We start from the raw sequence: 21,687 nt of genomic DNA, 5'->3' as shown, positions 1-21,687 counted from the left end.
GCCTTATCAGGCTTTCGACAAAATCCGAGGTTACAGGCGGGGCATTTGCCCTTCGTCTTTCCATTTCATGATGGTTTCGAGTGCGGATTGCATGTTTTGGGCGTGTTCGGGGCTGTCGACGAAGACGGGGGTTCTTGCGGCCTTGCGCAGGCGGGTGGCGAGGGACTTGCGCCGGGGGGCATCACGGCCAAGGCTGCGGGCCAGGTCGATGTATTCCTCGACGCTGCTGGCCAGCAGTTCGCCAAAGCCCAGCGAGGCCACCAGAAACTGATCGATCGAGCGGGTCGAATTCCGGCGCAATGTCACCGGCGGCACCCCGTAAATCAGCGCCAGATGGGTCATCGTCGCGCCGCCATGGGGGAACGGATTAAGGTAAACATCGGCGCAGGACAGGGCCGCCTCGGCCTCGGCCACGCTCAACTCACCCAGAATGCGGATGCGTTTTGGGTCCAGCCCCACCTCGGCCGCGGTGCGCGCCACCTGCACGTTGAACGCAAACGCCAGGCTGCGCGCCGCCCAGCCCGGATTATAGGGCGCCAGCAACAACACCCCATCCGGCACATCCACCACCGCCTGCATCATCGCGCGCAGGCTGTCGTGGCGCAGTTTCATCGACGACCCGGCGTTCATCATCACCACATCGCTGTCGGCCAGCCCCAGCGCCGCCCGGTCCAGCGCCGGGCGTTCGCGCGGCTGCAAGGTGTTGAGATAGGCAATCACCGGCCCCGGCACCCGCAACAGGCGTTCAGAATGCTGGGCCTGCGCCACCTCTTGGGCCGGATCGTCGCTTTGCCCCGTAATCACCGCATCGAAGGACGGATAGCCCATGGCCATGGGCAGGTGCGAATTCAGCACCACCTGCACCGGCGCGACCCGGTGAAACAGCGCCAGATCCATCGCCTGAATGCCATAGGTCGTGGCGTTGGCATAGGCGAAGACATCCAGATCGTCGGCCAGTATCCGCGCCCTTATGCCCGACGGATCGCCGGGCAGGTCGCGCCGGTGCGCGATCACGCTGTCAAACCGGGCATCGAACGCCGGATCGCGGCTGACCACCCGGTCGCGGAACCCCACGGAATAGGCGAACACCTCGTACCTGGCCGGATCCAGACCCTGCACAAAGGCGACCACCGCCTCGCTGTCGGGGCCTTTTTCAAAGGTCCGGCACAGGATGCCGATCCGCCGCCGGGCCACGGGCGCCCCTGACACGGGGGCCTCGGGGCGCATCTGCACCCGGGGCGCGCCGCTGCGCAGGGCGACGTGGTCCAACACCCGGTTGCGCGCGCCCTGCACGGCGTTCAGCGGCACATCCACCAGCAACAACTGCCCCAGGTCCAGCCCCGAAATCAGCCGCAGCAGCCGCGCGCGCAGTTCCCCCTGCGCGCCCGTGGTGGCCCCCTGCGTCGCGTCCAGACCATCGGCGACCCAGTTCAGCAGGGCCGCCACATGGGCCACCCAGCCCGCGTCATCGCCCGCCCGGTACAGGAACGGCGGCAGGCTCGCCCAATGCAGCCAGCGTTCCAGCACATCGCCGGGCAGCGCCAGCGGGTCGCGCGGCAGGGGCACGCGCCAGTTTTCCAGCAGCAGCATCCCCAGCATCAACAGGCGCCGCGCGTCGCCCCCTTCATCCGTGTCGTCGTCACGCTCCTCTGTTTCGCCCGTCGCCAGGGCCTGCAACCGCGCAAGCACCCGTGCCGCAAGCGCCTGTTCCGCGTCGTCAAACCCTGCAAAGGCAAGATAGCCCGACCGCAGATTACGCCCGTAATCCTTAAAAAACCGTTCATCCCAAAGCGCCGAAAGCGCCCCCTCAGATGCCTCCGAAACCCCAAAAACCGCCCCCCGCCGCAACCCCGAAAGCCGCGCCGAAAACCCCTCCGGCGTCCCCCCAGCAACAACAGCCCAGGCCCCCGTCAAAACATCCGCTGAATGCGTCAAAGCATAAAGACCAGACAGGCAAAGCGTGGCTGAGGCGGGAACCGGCCCCGGTTCATTGGCGTCAATCAGCGGCAGCAGCAGATCTTCGGGGACGGAAAAATCGGCATGTATCCCCGCCCCACCGGGATCAAGCGGCCCGGCAATGTTGATGACATCATGGCCCAATATCCCCCCCAGCGCCGCCCACAGCCGATAATTGATTCCCGGCGCATCGGAAAACAGCGCGAAAATCTGACATCCGGGCGGGGCAAAGGCGATATTGGTCAGTTGCGCGCCGCTTTGGGCGACGATCATTTTCGCATTCCCCATCAGGCGCACCTGATCGGTCAGGGACAATGTCGAGGTGTCGATCACCTCGAACCCCCGGCTTTGAAGCACGGCGCGCAACCGGGCATCGTTGCGCAGCTTGCGCCCGGTGGAACGGCGCCAGAGAAACAGCCGTTCCGGGGCGCGGCTGTCTTTTGCGATCACCCGCAGCCTTGCCAGATCGCGGATCAGGGCCGGGTGATAGCGCAGCGCCCGGGTTGCCCCCAGATCGGCCGTGGGCATGACATCGTTCACGATCGTGCCCATCCCGGCGGAATAGAGCCGGTCAACCATGACACTGTGCCCCCGGGCAATGGGGCGGATCGGATGCTGCGGCAACAACAGGCGCAGGGCCTGATAGCATTGATTGGGCAGGTCGCTTTCGGTCAGGACTGGGGTTTCGGGCGGGGCGATCCGGGCGGCGGCCAGGGCGCGGGGCAGCACCTCCAGCAGGAAGTGATAGTAATTATGGCTGTAACAGCCACAGGCGTTGATCAGGGCGGCGGCCCTGTCGCCTGTGTCCTGCCGCGTCAGGGTCACTTGTCCGTCTGTCACGGTCACAACCGGGCCGGGGCGGCGCAACTGCATATGCTGAGGATCAAACCCCTCCAGCCCCGGATCGACCCAGGCGCCGCCATTGTCGATCAACCCGTCGGCACCGCCGACGGCCACGCCATCCTGCCAACAGGCGGCATGAACGGCCGGGGTTTCCCAGGTTTGCGCCTCTTGCGCGATATGACCGCGCGACACGACCCGGGGCCGGGTGACAAAGACGGTTTCTTCTGGATGGATCAGAACCGGGGTTTGCGATGACGTGGCGCCAAAGCGCAGGGGCCGGGTTTCGGTGACGAAGGGGGGCGGGGCTTGCTCCACCGCGATGAGGGGCGCTGCGGGGGCGGGGGGCGCAGGGGTGGGGGGAAATCTGGTAAGGGCGTGGCCGCAAGCGTTTCGATCACCCCGGCAAGGGCCTCGGCAAACCGCCGGGGCGACAGGGCGCGGTCATACCAGTCGCGCGCCGCCTGCCCCAGCTCTGCCCGCTTTTCGGGGGTCATATCGCCCTTCAGGCGTTGAATCAGATCCCCGGCATCTTCCCAGAACAGGGCCAGGTCCGGGACGAAATCCGCGCCGGTCAGATAGGCCGCGCGCATATCGCCGTTTTGCGGTGTCACCACGGCAATCGGCACCCCGGCCCAGGCCGCCTCGACCCGGGACAAGGCACCGCTGACCGGAAAAGACCCCAGATAAAGCCCCACGCGATACCATTTCAGGGCCACCGCCACCGATGGCACCTCACCGGCAAAGCGCAGCCTGTTGCGGTTCACCCCCGCCCCCTTCAGCGCGGCGTGGCAGGCCGCCCGCAGCCGGGATGAGGCCGGGCCGATATGCACATGCCGCCCGGTTGTCGATTGCAGCAACCGGGCCAGAACCACAGGCAGGGCCAGCGGCCCGTCGAGGGAAAACTTGTGCTCGGTGCCGCAGGTGGCGGTTATCAGGGGGCCGGATGCGGGCGCTGTGGGGGTGCGGCGCGCCACCATCCGGTGCATGGCCGAAAATCTGGCCCGCCGGCCCGCCCAGACGCTTTGGCGCAGCGCCCCGTAAGCCTTGCGGCGCAGGGCCAGACGCCGGGGCACCGCGCAGGATTGGCGGGCAAACACCAGCGGCGTTTCGGCCACCATCCGGGGGGCCGGGCTGTCGGGGTCATAGCACAAGGGCAGCAGATGCACCGCCAGATCGGGCCGCTGCGCCCTCAGCGCCGCCTGTTGCGCCGGGCGGATGACAAGGTGACTGGCCCGGTCCAGATCCGCGCCCAGACTGGCCACGGTATCGGAATGGCGCACCAGCAACAGGCGCGGCCCATAGAGTGGCTCAAGCTCCTGCGCCACCAGGGTGGCCAGAACGTCTTCGGGGTGATGCAGCAGAAAGATGCGCCCTGCCCCATGGCCCGCCACGCGATGGCGCAGCCACATCCATTTGTCCCACAATATATCATAGGGGTCGGGCGCTTCGGCCGGCACGCCCAGATCGGCCATGCGCGCCATGCTGAAATTCCGGGTGCGGTGCAAAAGCCCGGTAAACACCACCGCGTGGCGTTCATGGGGGCGGCTGCGGATCAGTTGTTCCAGCAACAGCCTGTGACCCCCGGCGGGGTATATTTCGGTAACGATATAGAGGTTGTCGACAGGCGGCGCCGATGTGTCTTCATTCCGGCCAAGAGGCGCAAGGGGGCCTTGGCCAAAAGCGCGCGACAGGCCGCATCCATCCCGGGCAGGTCTGACCCGGCTTTGCCCACGGCCGCATGAACCCGGGCGCGCACCGCCGTGAGCAGGGCTTCAAGCTCCAGCGCCACACCCGGCTGTGCCGGGTTCGGGGATGTCAGCCGATCCCGTTCAAGACCCGTCACCCTACCGCCCCGAAACCGGAAGGTGGTGAAAAACCACGCGCGCGTCGGACAGGGCGTCAGAGCGAGACGAGGTCAGGCGTTTGCGCTTGGGCATATGCTTCCTTTTGCATGGCAGGGTCGCGTCCATATCTGCACCTCATACAGATATACCGCTTTCTGCTTCAATGACCGTCACGGCCCTGGGCAAGGATATATGCCTTGTGCAAAGATGGGCCACCCCGTTTCCGGGGTGGCTCCGGTGTCAGAGGATCAGATCGCCCGCGCTCAGGGCCGGGGCGCCGGCCAGCTGGATGGCGAAATCTGTGGTGCCGTCACCGTCAACATCGCCCACAAGATACCCGGCTGTCCCGCCCACGATATAGGCCAGTTGCGCCGATCCGCCGGTGATGGGCCCCGCGCCGACAAAGCTCAGGTTCAGGGCGGAAAGGTTGATATGGTCAACCCCGACCTGAAAATCGGTGATCACATCGCGCCCGGCGCCGATTCCGGCATCAGCGGCGCTGTTGAAGATGAAAACATCCGCCCCCGGTCCACCAACGATGACATCGCGCCCGCTGCCCGCCACGATCATGTCGTTGCCGGCGCCACCATAGATGGTGTTGCTGCCCGCGCCGGCAAAGATCGCGTCGTTGCCCGCACCGCCGCCGGTGAAATCATTGCCGGTGCCCAGATAGATCGTGTTGTCGCCATCGCCGCCAAAGATCCGGTCGTTGCCCACGCCCCCGGCCAGAAGGTCATCGCCGGCCCCTGCGGTGATCACATCATTGCCGCCGTTGCCAAACAGCCGGTTAACACCGTCGCCACCGCCGACAATCACATCGCGGCCCGTGCCACCCTGAACACTGTCGTTGCCCAGACCCCCATAGATGGTGTTGTTGCCCGCGCCGCCAATGATCGCGTCATTGCCCGCGCCGCCCCCGGCGAAATCAGTGCCAAGGCCAAGATAAAGAGTGTCGTTGCCCTCTTCACCGAAAACCCGGTCGTTGCCCGACCCTCCGGCAACCAGATCGTTGCCCGTGCCACCATAAAGCGTGTCATTGCCCGCGCCGCCATAGACGAAATCGTTATCGGCGCCGCCTCCGGCCAGATCACCGCCTGCCCCGGCGGTGATCGTATCATTGCCGCCGTTGCCCAGCAGCAGGTTGGTGCCAGCGCCACCGCCCACGATCACCTCGTTGCCGGAACCGCCATCAACGCTGTCGTTGCCCGCCCCGCCATAGATCGTGTTGTTGCCGAATTCGCCAAACAGCTGATCGTTGCCGGCACCGCCGCCCAAAAGATCGTCGCCGATGTCGCCATAAAGGATGTCGTCACCGCCATAGCCAAGCACGGTGTCATTGCCGCCCCAGCCATCAAGAAAATCATTGCCGCTGCTGCCGCTGATATGATCGGTGAAGTCCGAGCCACGGATGTTTTCGATGCTGGTCAGGCTGTCGGTGAACGCGACGCCCTTCCAGGTGCCGGTGGCGGTGCCGGCGGCCAGATCGACGGTCACGCCGTTTGAATATTCGCTGCGGTTATAGCGCACGGTATCAAATCCGGCGCCGCCATCCACGGTATCGTCGCCGCCGTTCAGGATGAACCGGTCCGCGCCTGCGGTTCCGACAAAGTTATCGGCAAAGGCGGTGCCCATGAGTTCGATCAGCCCGGCGCCCGGCGTCAGGGTGATGGTTTCGGCATTGCCAAAGCCATCATTGGCGATCACGCCATTGGCAAGGTTCACCTGCGCCCCTTCGGTGGCACCGTCATACCATGACCAGCGGAATGACAGGCGCACGATGCCCGACAGGGTCAGATCATAGGAATCGGCCCCCTCGCCGCCCTGGATCGCGATCCAGCTATCGGCGCCGCCGTCGATGGTGAACGTATCGCCAAGGTCCGACCCCCAGAGCCCGAAACCGTCGGTATCCCAGTTCAGCGCATTGGCCGGATCAATCAGGGTATCGACCTTACCGCCACCATTCACGAAATTTAATGCGATGCTGCCGGTATTGGCGGTGCCGTCGATGGCAACGGAAATCGAATAAGGCCGCGGGTCAAACGCATCAGAATGCGGTTCATAAACCAATTCGACACTGCCAAAGAACGGCACGACATCCGAAAGGATGATGGTGTCATTGCCCCCCGAGACATCGATCACATCGCGCCCTTCATCATTGATGGTGGTGCCGGGGTTGATCGTGTCGTCGCCCAGCCCCCTTGCAGGGTATCGCCGAAATCAGAGCCGATGATCGTCATGCCGCGGGTGTATTCGTCAAAGGAATCCGACAGATCGAACCCGCCGACGGCATCGCTCAGATCAAGGGTAATGGGCTGACTGTCGACCAGGGCGTTGAAGGGTCGATCATTGTCGTAGCCCAAAAGCTCATCCATGGCGTCAATGAGCGTCGCAAAACCCCAGGAAACGCCGCTGAAGGATGTGATCAGGTTGCCGGCGGGGTCATAGGTGCTGAAACCGGTCACTGTTCCCGAAAGGCTGACCTCGGGGTTGAGCGGCAGGCCGAACCCGTTGATTTCGGTCATGGCGCCGGTGCTGGGATTTTCGATCACGATCTTGGTGGACGTGGCGGAAATAACATCGACGTCGAAATCCTGGGTGAACTCGTTGTAAAACCCGTAATCAATTGGATCATAAGGGCCGTTATATTTGATAAGCAGCATTGAAATAACTCCGGTTGAACGCGATGTCGGGATATTGTTGAGGGTATGGGGATGTTTTTCAATAGCCCCGCCAAATATTTCCATGATTTACAAAGGGCGGCGGTCACGAAAGTTCGGAGCAGGTGCGAGGTGTTCCATGCCGGATGGCGCAAGCGGAACGGCCCCGACCGGCATGTCACGACAGGGGCCTGTGGCGCATGATGGCCACCCCCGGTCACAGGCCCGGCGCAGAGATACGATTGCGACAGCCCTTCTCGCGATACCTGCAGCATTCACCATCACCCAATGGGTTGAAATCCCTGATTTCAGGCGGTGATGGGTGTTTCAGATCACGCTCAACACGTCGGCCAGGGCGGCTTTGGCCACGCGCGCGCGCGGCGTGAATTGCGTTGATGTCACAAAAGAGACGGGCCAGACTGGCGCAGCTGGACAGCCATGCTTCTGCCATTGCCGGATCGGGGTTGAACATAGCGATTTTGGCTGCCGCATCTGCCGCGCTCAAGGGGTGGGTGTTCAGCATCGCACCCTCCGGGATCAGGTCAAAAACGCGGTGTTCAGGGCTGGCCCAATAGGCGGGAATGCCCCCAACGGCGAAGGCGTCAAAGATTTTTTCCGAGATAAACCCATGGTGATGAGTACTTTCATATGCGCCGACAATCCGGACCCGCCCATCAAGCTGTGCCAGCCTGTCCAAATGCCGGTCAGGCAGGCCCCCGTCCCTGCCGATCCGCAGCACGTCATCACCGGTGCTGCGTTCGGCCACTTCGCGGCGATAGGCGCCCAATCCCGCGATATCGCGGTCAGGAAAGCCTTTTTCACAGGCCTTTTCGTTGCACCGTTCCGCGAAGAATGCCGCACCTATCGCGGCCTTTTGCCACCGCTCCAGCAGGGCCCCGGCGGTCATGCCCTTGAACCGCGCGCACAGGGCGCTGTAGCGCACGGCGCAGGTGTCATTTGTCAGTGCGAAATAAGGAACCTTGTCAAAGGCATAGATCCGCGACGTTTCGTACCCGAAAAAGTGATAGGGAATTTCCATATCGTCGGCGATGACCGATCCCTTACGGCCGGGGAAAGGCCCGCTCCCGGCAATGTCCCACAGGGGCTTTTCCGGCATCACGATGACCTGCGGAGGGTTTTTCCCTGTCACCAACGGGCCCAGGATCCGCGCCCTTTCCTTCAGGTCGATAGTGCAACCGGTCAAAAGCACATCAGCCTTGTCCGGCTCTGACACCCAGTCGATGCTGTCGGCCACGACATCACGGATCGGATCATGGCCCAGGGGAGTGCGGTTTGCGTGCCGCCCCAGAGCATGAACCCGGGGAACTGCGCCGGTTCCGATGGCCGGGGCCGGGATGGGGTTTTTCGATGCGGATTTGCGGGCATGTGCCAGAACGGCATCGAAATGCGCGCCCAATGAACAATCCCTGGCAAGCGCCCCGCGCGCCGTCTGCACGTTTTGCGCAATCTGCGGATTTGCGTTCAGCTGCTGCAATGTCTGTTGCGGGTGCAGCAACAGCGCGCTGGCACAGCTGCGCAGCAACAGGGTGCTGGGGGTTCGGGGATCCCGCCCGTCAACGCCTTTCGCCAAATCCCTCCAGAAATTATCGCCCCCCGTGGCCTTTCCTGTGGTGCCGGCGGACGCCAGCATCATCCTCTGCACATCGGTGACAAAACCCTGTGGGCCATAAAGCAGCCAAAGCTGCCGCATACCATGGCGCATCTTCGCAAGTCGGGCCGGATCGGCGGCGATTTCAGCCAGCCGGTCAGGCAGCGCCCTGATGGCTTCTGGCGTTTCCCGGCAAAAGACGGCGGCCATTTCCCAAAGCCGCCGATCCCCCGGCGCGGCCCAGGTATCGGCCAAAATCACCGGAATCGCCCCGGCCCCGATAGATTCCCACAGGCGGATTGAATTCGGTCCTGATCCGGCCGGGCAGAGTGAAAATGTCGTGTTCAAAAGCTGGGCGCGGAATTGATCTGCTGCTGATTGATCCTCAAGCCCGGTGGCGTCCCCCGCTGTGGTGCCACGTATCTGAAGATCATAGACCACCTTTTGATAGTGCCAACTGTCGCGCCCCACCACCAACCCGCGTTTGTCATTCGCCAGAAGATCCAGCACCCAGTTTCGCGCTTCGGTCAGGTAATATTTATTGGCCCGTGCCCCGATAAAAGAGAAAAGATGCCGTCGTTTCGTGGCATCAAATTCCTGCCCCGCCTCGGGCAGGGCCTTGACCACTTGCACAGGATAGAGAGGGAAAGGGTGAAAGCGTGGACCGGTGTCTGCTGTCCCGGGACTGGCAAGGTCATCCTGGGTGGCATGGGCCCAGAACACATCGCGGATGCCAGCCTTGCGGAACAGATCCAGATAGATCCGCCCGTGGATATGCTGGCAGACCGTCACTTTTGGTATATCATGCGGCAGGCGGGCGCAGAATTGCTCGAACCGGTCATGATAGATTTCGCGATCAGCGGTATTATTGCCCAGTTTGTCGATCAGGGTCGCCCAGGGATACGCCACATAGAGCACATTCGGCGGGGCTGATCCGAGACTGTCACGCATGCGGTGAAAGGCGTGTTTCTCGGTGATGGCCGGAAATTGCCAATCGCCATCCAGCGCAATCCAGCCCGGCCCCCGTGCAATCAGCGGGGTGATATCGGCGAACCCGGGGTTTGAGCGATCAACGGCGGTATGGCCGGTTACCTTGGTCATTCCAAATCCACAAGCAAACCAGATTTCAATATAAAGCGGCAATATGCAGACGATAGTGTCTCATGGTCTTGTCGCGGTTCTGGTCCCGTCCCGCAACGCATTTATGCCGGTGTCCCATGGGCCGGACGTGTCGGTCAGCAGATCATAAAAACGCGGCGATTTCATCAAGGGTTGCATCGACAACGCGCTGGCGTTCCGCGACCAGGGCCCCGGTATCGCGAAACAGGCCCACAAGCTGCGCGGCGCTGGCCAGCCAGGCTTTGGCGGTTATGATGTCGGGGGCAAAGGCCGCGATCCGGGCGGCGGCCAGATCGGGGGCGAAACCGGCGGTGTCCAGCATCGCGTCCGGTGCAATCAGATCATAAAGCCGGTGCCCGGCCCCGGCCACCACCGCCGGAACGGCCCCCACGGCAAAGGCATCGAATGCCTTTTCGGTGATGTAATCCCGCAAAAGCGTGTTTTCCTGGGCGCCGCAGACCCGCAGCCGCCCGTGCAGACGCGCCAGTTTATCCAGATGCCAATCAGGCAGGCTTTGGCGGCGCTGCGGCGTTCCGGCCCATCCCTGCCCCATGCGCAGAACGCGCCCTTCGGGGATCAGCCCGGCAATGCGGCTGCGATAAAGGCTGAGGCTGTAAAGGCCCTGTTCGGGGAAATGCACGGCATATTCGGATGTTTCGCGCTGTTCGCAGAAAAACGCGCATTGCAGGGGGCGGCGCGCCAATGGGCCAACAGGGCGGCAGGCTCCAGCGCCGCAAACCCGGCGATCAGCGTGGCATACCGGGCGGCAAAGGTATCGCTGGTCAGCAGGAAATAAGGGATGCGGCGAAAATCGAAAATGCCGGAATTGGCATGGTTGAGAAACCGATAGGGAATTTCAACATCCCCCGCGGCAAGGCTGCGGTCGCGCGCGGTAAAACCGCCGCTCCACAGGCTGTCCCACAGCGGTTCTTCGGAAATAACGGCGATTTTCGTGGTGGGGCGGGCGGCCAATGTGTCGCGCAGAAGGTCGCGGTTTTCCTCAAGATCGCGGTTCCAGCCGGTCAGGATCAGATCGGCCTTTTCCGGCTGATCCACCTGGCGCATCCGCGCCCCGGCGATGCGGCGCAGGGGCGCATAGCTGAGCGGGGTGCGCTGCCCGCGCGGCCCCAGAAAAAAGATCGCCGGTCCCTGTGCGGTTGCCAGCCCCGGCACCGGCAGGCGCACAGGCGGGCGGCTTAGCCCGACCATCCGCAGGATCACCCCATAGGTTGACCGCCCCGCTTCATAAAGCAGCCCGAGCTGGCGCAGGGCGTCGCCCATGGCCTGCATCTGTTCGGGATCAGCGGCAATCGCGCTCAGACGGGCGGGCAGGGCCGCCCGGTCCTGGGGCTGGTCATCATGAAACACCGCCCCCCGCGCCACAGGGCCGGCAGGCCGGGCAGGGCGGCGCGGGCAAGGGGGATCACCGGGATCAGCCCCGCCGCGATCGCCGCCCAAAGCTGTGGGGTATTGCCACCATTCACGGCAGGGCAAAAGGCAAATGCCCCGCCGGGGCCTTCGCCCGCAACGCCCGGAGCATCCTCATTGGGCAGGGCAGGAAAGGGGTGTATCCGCACCCCCTTTCCCGGCCTGTTCAATGTCGTCAGGGGTGGCATGGGTCCAGAACAGATCGGTGATGCCTGCCTTTGCCAGCAGGGTGAAATGATCGCGCAGGTCTGGGTGCTGACAGACCGTAAGGGCCGTTGCACCCGGCGCGATACCCGCGCACAAGGCGCGCAGGGCGCGGCGCAGGTCTGCGGCCTGCAAGGCTGGCGAAGGATCGGCCAGACTGTCGATCAGGGCCGACCAGGGAAAGGCCACAAAAACCACCCTGCCACGGGTTTGCGGGCCGAAGGCGCGCATCTGGTCCCGCGCCGCGCGCTCAAGATGGTCTTGGTCGCGCCAGCCATGGGACGCCACGAGGCACCCGGGTGTCGCGGCATTGTCCGACCTTTGCATTGTCATGCTTGGGGAAATCCCGGCCCCTGATGCCACCGCCAGGCATCGCCGATCATCTGTGCCATGGTCGACCGTGTGGGCTGCCAGCCCAGGTCGGTCTGCGCGCGTTGTGATCCGCACACCAGCGCCGCCGCATCCCCGGCGCGCCGTGCGCCCATGGTGACCGGCACTTCACGGTTGGTCACCACGCGGGAATGTTCAATCACCTCGCGCACCGTGAACCCGGTTCCGGTTCCAAGACAGAACACACCGTCGCCCTGCCCATCCAGCAGCCGCCGCAGCCCCAGAACATGGGCCTCGGCCAGATCCATCACATGCACGTAATCACGGATACAGGTGCCGTCGCGGGTGGGGTAATCGGTGCCGAACACCGTCAGCCCGGGCCGCTTGCCCGCCACCGCATCCAGCATCAGCGGCACAAGGTGGGTTTCGGCGCTGTGCTGTTCGCCCAGCTCGGCCTCGGGGTCGGCGCCGGCCACATTGAAATAGCGGAAAATCACATGATTAAGCCCATGGGCCGTGCCGAAATTGCGCAACATTTCCTCGATCGCCAGTTTCGAGGCGCCATAGGCATTCACCGGCCGCTGGGGCGTGTCCTCATCAAGGATCACCTGATCCTGATCGCCATAGGTCGCGCAGGTCGAGGAAAACACCACGTTTTTGCACCCCGCCGCCACCGCCGCCTCGAACAGGTTCAGCGCGCCGTTTACATTCACCCGCCAGTAAAGCCCCGGATCACGGGCACTTTCCCCCACCAAAGACAGGGCCGCGAAATGCATCACCGCCACGGGGTTCCATTGTGCAAAAGCCACATCAAGGGACGCGCGGTCCATCAGATCACCCTTGTGCAGCGGGCCAAACCGCACGGCGCCTTCCCATCCGGTTGACAGGTTGTCAAACACCACCGGCACGAACCCGGCGGCGCGCAAGACCTTGCAGGCATGGGCGCCGATATACCCGGCCCCCCCGTCACCAGAACATGTTGCACGATGAACCCTCTCGATCCGCCCCGGCCCGGGCCAGACGGTTTAACTGAATTTCCCGTTCTTTTGGCCCGGATCACCCCTTCCGGACAAGGGGCCAAACAAGGGGAAGATGAAACAGCCTTCATATACATTCCGAAAATCAGGGCCTATTCCATGGAAAACAGGATCGGAGAAGACCATGCCAGGACAGAAAATCGCCGTTGCGGGCATCGGGTATGTCGGGCTTTCGAACAGTGTTCTTCTGGCAGGGGGCAACCGGGTGCGCGCATTGGATATTGATGCCGGGCGCGTGGCCATGCTGAATGATCGCAAATGCCCGATCATCGACCCGGAACTGGCGCGCTACCTCGCCGGACACCCCCTTGATCTAAGCGCGACCACCGACCCCCATGTCGCCTTTCAGGATGCGGATTTCGTGATCGTCGCCACCCCCACCAATTATGATCCCCACACCAATGTCTTTGACACCTCCAGCGTTGAAACCGTGGTGCAGGAGGTGCTGAAAATCGCCCCCGCCGCCACCATCGTGATCAAATCGACGGTGCCCGTGGGGTTCACCCGTGATCTGTCGGCGCGGCTGAACAGTGATCGGATCATCTTCAGCCCGGAATTCCTGCGCGAGGGGCAGGCCCTGCATGACAACCTTTATCCATCGCGCATTGTCGTGGGCGAACGCTCGGAACGGGCCGGGGTTTTTGCCGGCCTTCTGCGCGAGGCGGCCCTTGCCAAAGATGTGCCGGTTCTGTTTACCGACCCGTCCGAGGCCGAGGCGATCAAGCTGTTCGCCAATACCTATCTTGCCATGCGGGTGGCCTTTTTCAACGAACTTGACAGTTACGCCCTGGCCGGTGGATTGCAATCGCGCCAGATCATCGAAGGGGTGGGGCTGGATCCGCGGATCGGCACCTATTACAACAATCCGTCTTTTGGCTATGGCGGATATTGCCTGCCCAAGGATTCCAAACAATTGCTGGCCAATTATTCCGAGGTGCCCCAGAACCTGATCCGCGCCATCGTCGATGCCAACCGCACCCGCAAGGATTTTATCGCCGATCAGATTCTGGCGCGTAAACCGCGCCGGGTGGGGATTTACCGGCTGGTGATGAAGGCGGGGTCGGATAATTTCCGCCAAAGCTCGATTCAGGGGATCATGAAGCGGATCAAGGCCAAGGGGATCGAGGTTGTCGTCTATGAACCGACAATGACCGAGGATGAATTCTTCGGCTCGCGCCTGCTGCGCGATCTGGCTGATTTCAAGGCGCAATCCGATGTCATCGTCGCCAACCGCAGCACCGGGGATCTGGCCGATGTGGCCGACAAGGTGTTCACCCGCGATCTGTTCGGCGGCGATTGAAGGTGCCGCCGGTCGGGGGAAAATGGCCGGTTGACGGCCCTGCGCCCGGTTGCGGGGTGCAGGGTCATCCTGGGATCACGCCTTATAGCGTTTCGCCTTAAAGCAGGAAATCACCCGCCTGCAATGTGGTGACACCATCCAGTTGCAGCACCCAGTCGGGGCCGCCGTTGCCGGTGACATCGCCAATCAAAAGCCCGTTTGCGGCATTGAAATAGAACGAGGCGGCGCCCCCTCCGGCCAACCCGGCGGTGCCGTTAAAGGAGGTGTCGAATTCGCGCAGGTCGATCACATCTTCGCCGCTGGTGAAATCGGTGATGATATCACGGTCCTGACCAAAGCCGATGCGGCTGGGCATTTCAAAGACAAAGACATCGGCCCCGGCATCGCCGGTCAGGATGTCCTTGCCGGGGCCCGCGCTGATCGTATCGTCGCCCGCCCCGCCGTGAATGCGGTTGTTGCCGATGTCGGCAAACAACAGATCATTGCCGCTGCCGCCGATCATGGTGTCATTCCCGGCCCCGGCATAAAACACGTTCTGGCCGCTGTACCCTTCAAGGTAATCGTCACCGTTACCAGCGACCAATGTGTCGTTTCCCCCGCCGGAATAAAGCCGGTCGTTGCCGTCGGCGCCATTGATCAGGTCATTGCCCGCGCCACCGCCCAGCACATCATTGTCATCACCGCCCAGCAGGGTATCATCGCCCGCGCCGCCGATCAGCGTGTCGTTGCCCTCCTGGCCATAAAGGATGTTGGCGACAGTGCCGCCACCGTCGATGTAATCATTGCCGACCCCCCCGGCGAGGGTGTCGCTGCCGGCCCCGCCGAACATCGTGTCGTTGCCTTCGGCGCCATTCAGAACATCATTGCCGGCGCCACCGGTCAGCCGGTCGCCACCCTCATTGCCATAGATCATGTCATTGCCGCTGCCGCCATGCAGCGTGTCGCTGCCCAGCCCGCCGTAAAGGGTGTTGGTGCCGGCGTAAGCTTCGGCGTAATCGTTGCCATCGCCGCCGATGATGGCGTCATTTCCCGCCCCGGCATAGATTTTATCGTTGCCGGCCCCGCCGTTCAGGGTGTCATTGCCCGCGGCGCCGATCAGAACATCATCATCGTCGTGGCCAAAGATCTCGTCCGCGGCGCTGCCGCCGACGACCGTGTCGTTGCCCGCCTCGCCATAAAGCATGTTCGGGGCACCACCCTCTCCGGCGATATAATCATCACCCGCGCCGCCCGCGATGGTATCGCTGCCCGCGCCGCCGCGCAGGGTGTCGGCGCCATCGCCGCCATTGATAAGATCGTTGCCGCCCCAGCCGGTCAGCCGGTCATTGCCCGCCTCGCCATAGATGCTGTCAGCCCCTGAACCCCCATGGAAAATGTCGTTGCCCGCGCCGGCATTCATCAGGTTGGTGCCAACGTAAGCGGTGGCATAATCATTGCCGTCGCCGCCGATGATGGTGTCATTGCCGGTTCCGGCATAGATCTTGTCGGTGCCCGCGCCGCCATTCAGCAGGTCATCGCCGCCACCGCCGACCAGCACATCGTCGTCGTCGTTGCCATAGATCACATCTGCGGTGCCATCGCCGGTCAGCGTGTCGTTGCCGCCCTCGCCGTACAGCATGTTCAGGCCGCCGCCCTGGCCGACGATATAATCGTCGCCCGCGCCACCCGCGATGGTATCGCTGCCCGCCCCGCCGCGCAGGGTGTCGGCGCCCGCGCCGCCATTGATCAGGTCGTTGCCGCCCCAGCCGTTCAGCCGGTCATTGCCGTCCTCTCCATAGATGCTGTCGGACCCGGCGCCGCCCTGGAAGGTGTCATTGCCCCCACCCGCCCGGAGCAGGTTGGCGCCAACATAAGCCTCGGCATAATCGTTGCCGTCGCCGCCGATGATGGTGTCATTGCCGGTGCCGGCATAGATTTTATCGTTGCCCGCGCCGCCATTCAGGGTGTCATCGCCCGCGGCCCCGACAAGGGTGTCGGCATCGTCGTCGCCGAACAATTCATCATTGCCGCCGCTGCCGATCAATGTGTCGCGGCCCGTGCCCCCGAAAAGCCGGTTCAGGCCGTCGCCCTGTCCGGTGAGGTAATCGTTGCCAGCCCCCCCAACCAGAAGATCGTTGCCATACCCCCCATAAATGCTGTCGTCGCCGCCACCGCCGTTGACCTGATCGTTGCCGGATTCGACATAGATCAGCTCGCCGCCTGCGCCGCCGGAAACGCTGTCATCGCCATCGCGGCCAAGCAGCAGACTGTAATCGTCACCACCTACCAGAGAGTCATCGCCCGCCCCGGCATCCAGAACATCGTTGCCGCCGCCGGTGGCAAGGGTGTCGTCGCCCACGTCGCCGCGAAGGGTGTCGTTGCCCGCGCCGCCATTGAGCAGATCATTGCCCGCAGCGCCCAGCAACATGTCGGCACCATCACCGCCATAGATCACATCATTGCCGTCTTCGCCCATCAGGCTGTCGCGCCCGGCGCTGCCGATCAGGGTGTCATTGCCCGCGCCGCCCTCCAGGGTGTCGTTGCCTTCGTCGCCGCTCATGCTGTCGTTGCCGATGCCGCCCAGCAGGGTGTCATTGCCGGCCCCCGCCGAAAGCATGTTGTCGCCGCTGCCCCCGTCGAGAAGATCAGCGCCAGCGCCGCCAAACAGCGTGTCATCGCCCGCCCCGCCGATCAGGGTATTGCGGCCCATGGCGCTGCTCAGCAGGTCGTCACCCGCATCGCCAACCAGAGAATCATCGCCCGCCCCGCCGTTCAGGGTGTCGTTGCCCTCTCCTCCGGTCAGGCTGTCGTCGTCGTTCTCGCCTTCGAGCAGATCATTGCCCGCGCCACCAAACAATTGGTCGGTGCCGTTGCTGCCATAAAGTTCGTCATTGCCGCCGTCGCCATACAGGAAATCGTCGCCCTCGTCGCCCAGCAGGGTATCGGCACCGGTGCCGCCATAGAGCGTATCATCGCCGAGTTCGCCGTTGAGTTCGTCATTGCCGCCATCGCCGTGCAACGTATCGTCGCCCTCTTGTCCAAAGAGCTGGTCCGCGTCGTCGCCGCCGTTCAGATCGTCGGCGCCGTCCCCGCCGGTCAGATAATCAACCCCGGCGCCGCCATAGAGCGTATCACTGCCCTCGGATCCGGTCAGGCTGTCGTTACCCTCGTCACCATAAAGCACGTCGTCGCCCAGGTGGCCCTTGAGTTCGTCATTGCCGGTGCCCCCGTGCAGGGTGTCATTGCCGAACCCGCCGAAATCATCCCCGGTCAGCAGGTCATCGCCCGCCCCGCCGAAAAGTTCGTTATCCTCGCGCCCGCCGGTCAGGGTGTCGTTGTGATCCGTGCCGATGACATTTTCAATCTCCAGCAGAACATGGCCCTCGGCCACGGCTGTGGGCGAATCCGGGTCATCCTTTTGCCGCCAGGCCCCAAGGGTGATTTCCACCGGTGCCGTGGCGCCGGCATAGGTGACAGTATCGCGCCCGGCGCCGCCATAAAGCACGTCGTTGCCCGTGGTGCCAAGAAACAGATCGTTGCCCGCGCCACCGTAAAGGATGTTGTCATCCCCGTCGCCCTGAAGCGTGTCGGCGTGGTCCGATCCGATCAGGCTTTCGATGCCGCGCAGGGTGTCGCCGGTGGCGTCACCGCCCTCGATCGTGCCGGTCAGCAGGCTGATGTTCACGCCCACCTGTGATCCGGTATAGGCGGCGAAATCATTGCCCGCCCCGCCGGTCAGAAGATCGGCGCCGCTGCCGCCTTCCAGAATGTTGTTGCCCGCGTCGCCGGTCAGGGTGTCGTCGAACATGGTTCCGGCAAGGTTCTGGATGCCGGTGAAATCTGTCCGGCTTGCCAGGGCGACATTTACGCCCCCGCCCGCAAGGGCAAAGCTGACCGTGTTGTTGCCGGTGCCCCCGTCGATCACCGCCGTCGCGCCGCCGATCAACAGCAGATCGTCCCCGGCGCCCCCATAAAGCGCATCGGCCCCCTCAGCGCCGTTCAGGGTATCGTTGCCATCGCCGCCGATCAGCCGGTCGGTGCCCGTGCCCCCGGTCAACAGATCATTGCCCGCATCGCCCGAAAGGGTGTCGTTGCCGCCGCGCCCGTCAAGGATATCGTCACCATCCCCGCCGGTCAGCCGGTTGGCCTGACCGGTGCCGCCCAGGGTGTCGTCGTTGTCGCTGCCGGTGACGTTCTGGATGTTCTGATAGAAATCACCCTGGGCATCGCCACCGCTGCCGGTTCCGGCATCAAGATCTGCGTTTACCCCATCACCCGAGCCGCTGTAATCGACGGTGTTGTTGCCGGTGCCGCCGAACAGACGGTCGGCCCCCGCACCGCCGATCAGAGTATCATTGCCGCCGTTGGCATCCAGAAGGTCATCCCCCGCGCCGCCCGACAGGCGGTTGGCGCTGTCGTTGCCAGTGATTTCGTCGTCGTGGGCCGATCCTTCGATGTTGGAAATATTGGCATAGGTATCGCCCGCCGCATCGCCGGTGTTGTCCCCGACGTTGAACAGATTAACCGTCACCCCCGAGGTGGCCGTGCGATAGGATGCGGTGTTGCTGCCGCCACCGCCATTCAGCGCATCGCCCCCGGCACCGCCGATCAGGGTGGTATCGCCGGAATCGCCGCGCAGCATGTCATTGCCCGAGGTGCCCAGAACGCCCTCGATGTTGGCAAAGCGTGCATCATTCAGGTTGACGTTGACCGGGCCGGATGTGGTGCTGAAATCCACCAGATCGTCGCCCGCGCCCCCGTCCATCAGGGCCGAGGTGGTATCGCCGATCAGAACATCGTCGCCATCCTCGCCCAGCAGCCGGTCAGCCCCGCCGCCACCCGACAGCGTATCGTCGCCCGCGCCACCCGAAAGCGTGTTGGCCCCGTCCGACCCGGCAAGCACATCACCTTGGTCCGACCCGATCAGGCTTTCGATGCTGCGCAGGGTGTCACCCGCAGCCGCGCCCCCGGTGGCGGTGCCGGTGGCAAGGTTCACCTGCACAGCCGCCCGTGACAGGGTATAGGCCGCTGCATCATTGCCGCCGCCGCCGATCAGGCTGTCGGCCCCGGCGCCACCTTCCAGGGTGTCATCGCCGTCCAGCCCCGACAGGGTGTCATCGCCCCGCCCGGCGAACAGCGAATTGTCCGCCCCGGTGCCGGTCAACTGATCATCGCCGTCGCCCGTGGCGACATTTTCGATATCCGATGTGGCCCCGATGCGCGCAAAGGTCGTGTCTGTTCCGCCCTCACTGCGGGTCAGCGCACCGCCACGGGCCAGATCGACGGTGACATCACCGGTGACGGCGGCAAGGTTGATCCAGTCGGTTCCGCCATCGGAATCAACGATATCCCGCCCCAGACGATTGCTGAACTGATCCGAGAATATCTCATTGGTGAAGTGGTAAACGTCGTTATTGTCGGCCTCGCTGCCGTAGACGTCGATCGCCACCTTCACCAGTTTGCCTGCTTCATTGCTCCTGTTCACCACCTCCAGTGTCCAGGTGCCGTTGGGGTCTTCGCCCCGGAAACTGTTGGCGGGGAAGGTCCAGGTCAGACCGGCGGTTGAAACATCGGAATGGGCAAAGTTGCTGGCCGATACATCGTGCAACGCCACGCGCGTGCCCGAGGGCGACACGATGAAGATATCGAGGCGGGCAAAATCCGGGTGGATCAGCGCCAGGGTGATATCAACATATTCCGCCTCCAGGTCGGCGCCTGACATGTCGATTTGGCGGCTGGTGGTGATCGGCGTGGCGGACCCGCCCCCAAGGATAACCTGATTGCCGGTGGATTCGGCACTTGCCGATTTTTCGTTGTCCGACACCTGGGCGGGGCCGAACAATGTCCAGACTTCGGCCATGCGCACGGCGGCAAAGACATCAAGGGCGCCATAGCCGTAATCGCCGGAATAATGCATCCCGCCGTTGTTCCAGTTGTCGGCGCCGTTGATCACCCACTCGAACCGTTCGCTGTCATACCCTGTGGCGGGGCCGGAAATCGGCGACCCCACGTGATGGGACGACACCGCGAGGATATTCTGCACGTCGCGCCAGCCCAGGTCTTCGTTGCTGTCCAGCATCAGGGCCACGGCGCCGCTGACCTGGGGCGTTGCCGCCGAGGTGCCGCCGAACTGATTGGTTGATCCGGGATAGGTGCGCAGCCCGTCATCCCAGCCATACCCCACTTCGGAGGCAACACCGGTGGTCACGATACCATCGCCCAGATCCAGAAGATGAGAGCCGAACAGCGCGGGGTTGTCCCCAAGTTCGGGATAGAGCTGGTTGTCAGACAGAACATCGGTCAGCGGCTGGTTGATGCGGGTCAGCGATGACAGCAAAAGAGCGGTGCCGCGCGATGCAAAGGGAACAGTCTGGCTTTCGTGGAACGTGCCGTCGGAAAGCTCGATCCGCTGGGTATATCCACCCACCACAACAGTTTCGCGGGCCGCAACACGGCGGTCGGTGCCGGCGCTGGCTTCTGCGGGGGTCAGATGGCCTGCCGCGATTTCCTCGACGGTGACGCGGGGGGCGCCCGTGGCGTCGTCCACCAGCCCCGAGCGCAGGAAATCAATGGGAATTTCGGTGCCGCGCAGCTGTCCTTCGTCCTCCAGATAGATGCGGCGGGCGGTGCCGTTGTCATCGTAATAGACATCGTCGAAATCGTTGCCCGCAGCCATGACCATGATCGTGCCCCGGCCATCGCGCCCCTCGGCCGCGGCGGTGCTGATCGCATCCAGTTGCGCGGCCATTTCAGTGCCGTTGGCCAGTATCTGATTATAGAGGGAATCGTTGTGCCAACTGGCATTGGTAACGTCGAAATCCTTGTAGGCGGCCATGATCTGCGACATCAGCGGCGCGTCGACCTTGTTTTCGAACGTGGCAAAGGCGGGGAACAGGCTCAGATCATAATCGGCATAGACATCCGCCGACGATATTGTCGCGTCAAAGGCAAGGCCGACCGTGCCCGTACCGTTCGCGCCTGCCGCGATCAGACCGGTAACACCGATCCCGTGGTTTTCCACCCGGTTGACGTTCGAGACCTCGTAAACCGCACCCCAGGAGGTTTCCACCTCAATCCGGGCATCAAGGTTAAAGCGGTCGTCCCATTCGGGATTCAGCGGGTCGATGGCCGTGTCGAAAATACCAACATTCACACCGGCACCGGTGTAATCCGCCCAGATCCGTTCGATCCCTTCGCGGCTCAAACCGAAACTTTGCCCGAGATAATCGTAATGGGTTTGAAACGTGTAAAGTGAATCTGTCGGTATAAAACGTGATGGCAAAACGCGGTCCCCGCCCAAAATTACAATAGCTGTTTTAGCTGTATTCCCCATTGAGGTTTATATTGGGTGAAAATTTGAAAAGTTGGAAAAGGTATGAAA

General features: G+C 63.2%; 13 protein-coding genes. 1 reads left to right on the top strand and 12 read right to left on the bottom strand.

The window, feature by feature from the left end; all coding sequences use genetic code 11:
• Positions 1-30: 30 nt before the first annotated feature.
• From AC0L7P_RS18390 to galE, 11 genes are all read right to left on the bottom strand, one after another.
• A complete protein-coding gene (locus AC0L7P_RS18390; protein WP_473435617.1) occupies positions 31-3,114 on the bottom strand; it encodes a glycosyltransferase 61 family protein in 3,084 nt (1,027 codons plus the stop codon).
• Entirely contained in the window at positions 3,033-4,367 is a 1,335-nt protein-coding gene (locus AC0L7P_RS18385; RefSeq protein ID WP_473435616.1) for a glycosyltransferase family protein, read from the bottom strand. Before AC0L7P_RS18385 ends, AC0L7P_RS18390 begins: the two co-directional genes overlap by 82 nt.
• A complete protein-coding gene (locus AC0L7P_RS18380; protein WP_473435615.1) occupies positions 4,352-4,642 on the bottom strand; it encodes a hypothetical protein in 291 nt (96 codons plus the stop codon). The genes AC0L7P_RS18385 and AC0L7P_RS18380 overlap by 16 nt, the downstream gene beginning before the upstream one ends.
• A gap of 241 nt (positions 4,643-4,883) precedes the next feature.
• Positions 4,884-6,782, bottom strand: a complete 1,899-nt coding sequence (locus AC0L7P_RS18375) for a calcium-binding protein (RefSeq protein ID WP_473435614.1) — start codon at positions 6,780-6,782, stop codon at positions 4,884-4,886.
• Positions 6,779-7,303, bottom strand: a complete 525-nt coding sequence (locus tag AC0L7P_RS18370; protein ID WP_473435613.1) for a hypothetical protein — start codon at positions 7,301-7,303, stop codon at positions 6,779-6,781. The genes AC0L7P_RS18375 and AC0L7P_RS18370 overlap by 4 nt, the downstream gene beginning before the upstream one ends.
• Positions 7,304-7,517: 214 nt before the next feature.
• The gene (locus AC0L7P_RS18365; protein WP_473435612.1) at positions 7,518-10,010 is read right to left on the bottom strand and encodes an exostosin domain-containing protein; all 2,493 of its coding nucleotides are present in this window, start codon (positions 10,008-10,010) and stop codon (positions 7,518-7,520) included.
• Between the two features lie 142 nt (positions 10,011-10,152).
• Positions 10,153-10,668: a glycosyltransferase family 10 domain-containing protein gene (locus tag AC0L7P_RS18360; protein WP_473435611.1), complete on the bottom strand. Its 516-nt coding sequence runs from the start codon at positions 10,666-10,668 to the stop codon at positions 10,153-10,155.
• Entirely contained in the window at positions 10,605-11,396 is a 792-nt protein-coding gene (locus AC0L7P_RS18355) for a hypothetical protein (protein WP_473435610.1), read from the bottom strand. Before AC0L7P_RS18355 ends, AC0L7P_RS18360 begins: the two co-directional genes overlap by 64 nt.
• Positions 11,345-11,605, bottom strand: a complete 261-nt coding sequence (locus tag AC0L7P_RS18350; protein ID WP_473435609.1) for a hypothetical protein — start codon at positions 11,603-11,605, stop codon at positions 11,345-11,347. Before AC0L7P_RS18350 ends, AC0L7P_RS18355 begins: the two co-directional genes overlap by 52 nt.
• On the bottom strand, positions 11,571-11,993 hold the full coding sequence (locus AC0L7P_RS18345; protein ID WP_473435608.1) for a hypothetical protein: 423 nt from the start codon (positions 11,991-11,993) through the stop codon (positions 11,571-11,573). Before AC0L7P_RS18345 ends, AC0L7P_RS18350 begins: the two co-directional genes overlap by 35 nt.
• On the bottom strand, positions 11,990-12,916 hold the full coding sequence (galE, locus tag AC0L7P_RS18340) for a UDP-glucose 4-epimerase GalE (RefSeq protein WP_473435607.1): 927 nt from the start codon (positions 12,914-12,916) through the stop codon (positions 11,990-11,992). Before galE ends, AC0L7P_RS18345 begins: the two co-directional genes overlap by 4 nt.
• Positions 12,917-13,151: 235 nt before the next feature.
• On the opposite strand from galE, the gene AC0L7P_RS18335 reads away from it, so the two are divergent.
• A complete protein-coding gene (locus AC0L7P_RS18335) occupies positions 13,152-14,327 on the top strand; it encodes a nucleotide sugar dehydrogenase (protein ID WP_473435606.1) in 1,176 nt (391 codons plus the stop codon).
• Positions 14,328-14,424: 97 nt separating this feature from the next.
• On the opposite strand, the gene AC0L7P_RS18330 is transcribed toward AC0L7P_RS18335, so the two are convergent.
• The gene (locus tag AC0L7P_RS18330) at positions 14,425-21,588 is read right to left on the bottom strand and encodes a S8 family serine peptidase (protein ID WP_473435605.1); all 7,164 of its coding nucleotides are present in this window, start codon (positions 21,586-21,588) and stop codon (positions 14,425-14,427) included.
• Between the last annotated feature and the right edge of the window lie 99 nt (positions 21,589-21,687).

The organism is Oceaniglobus sp. K40-3, from assembly GCF_055808395.1.
The sequence above is the reverse complement of the archived record's forward strand: the minus strand, read 5'-3'. Positions and strand labels throughout refer to the sequence as shown.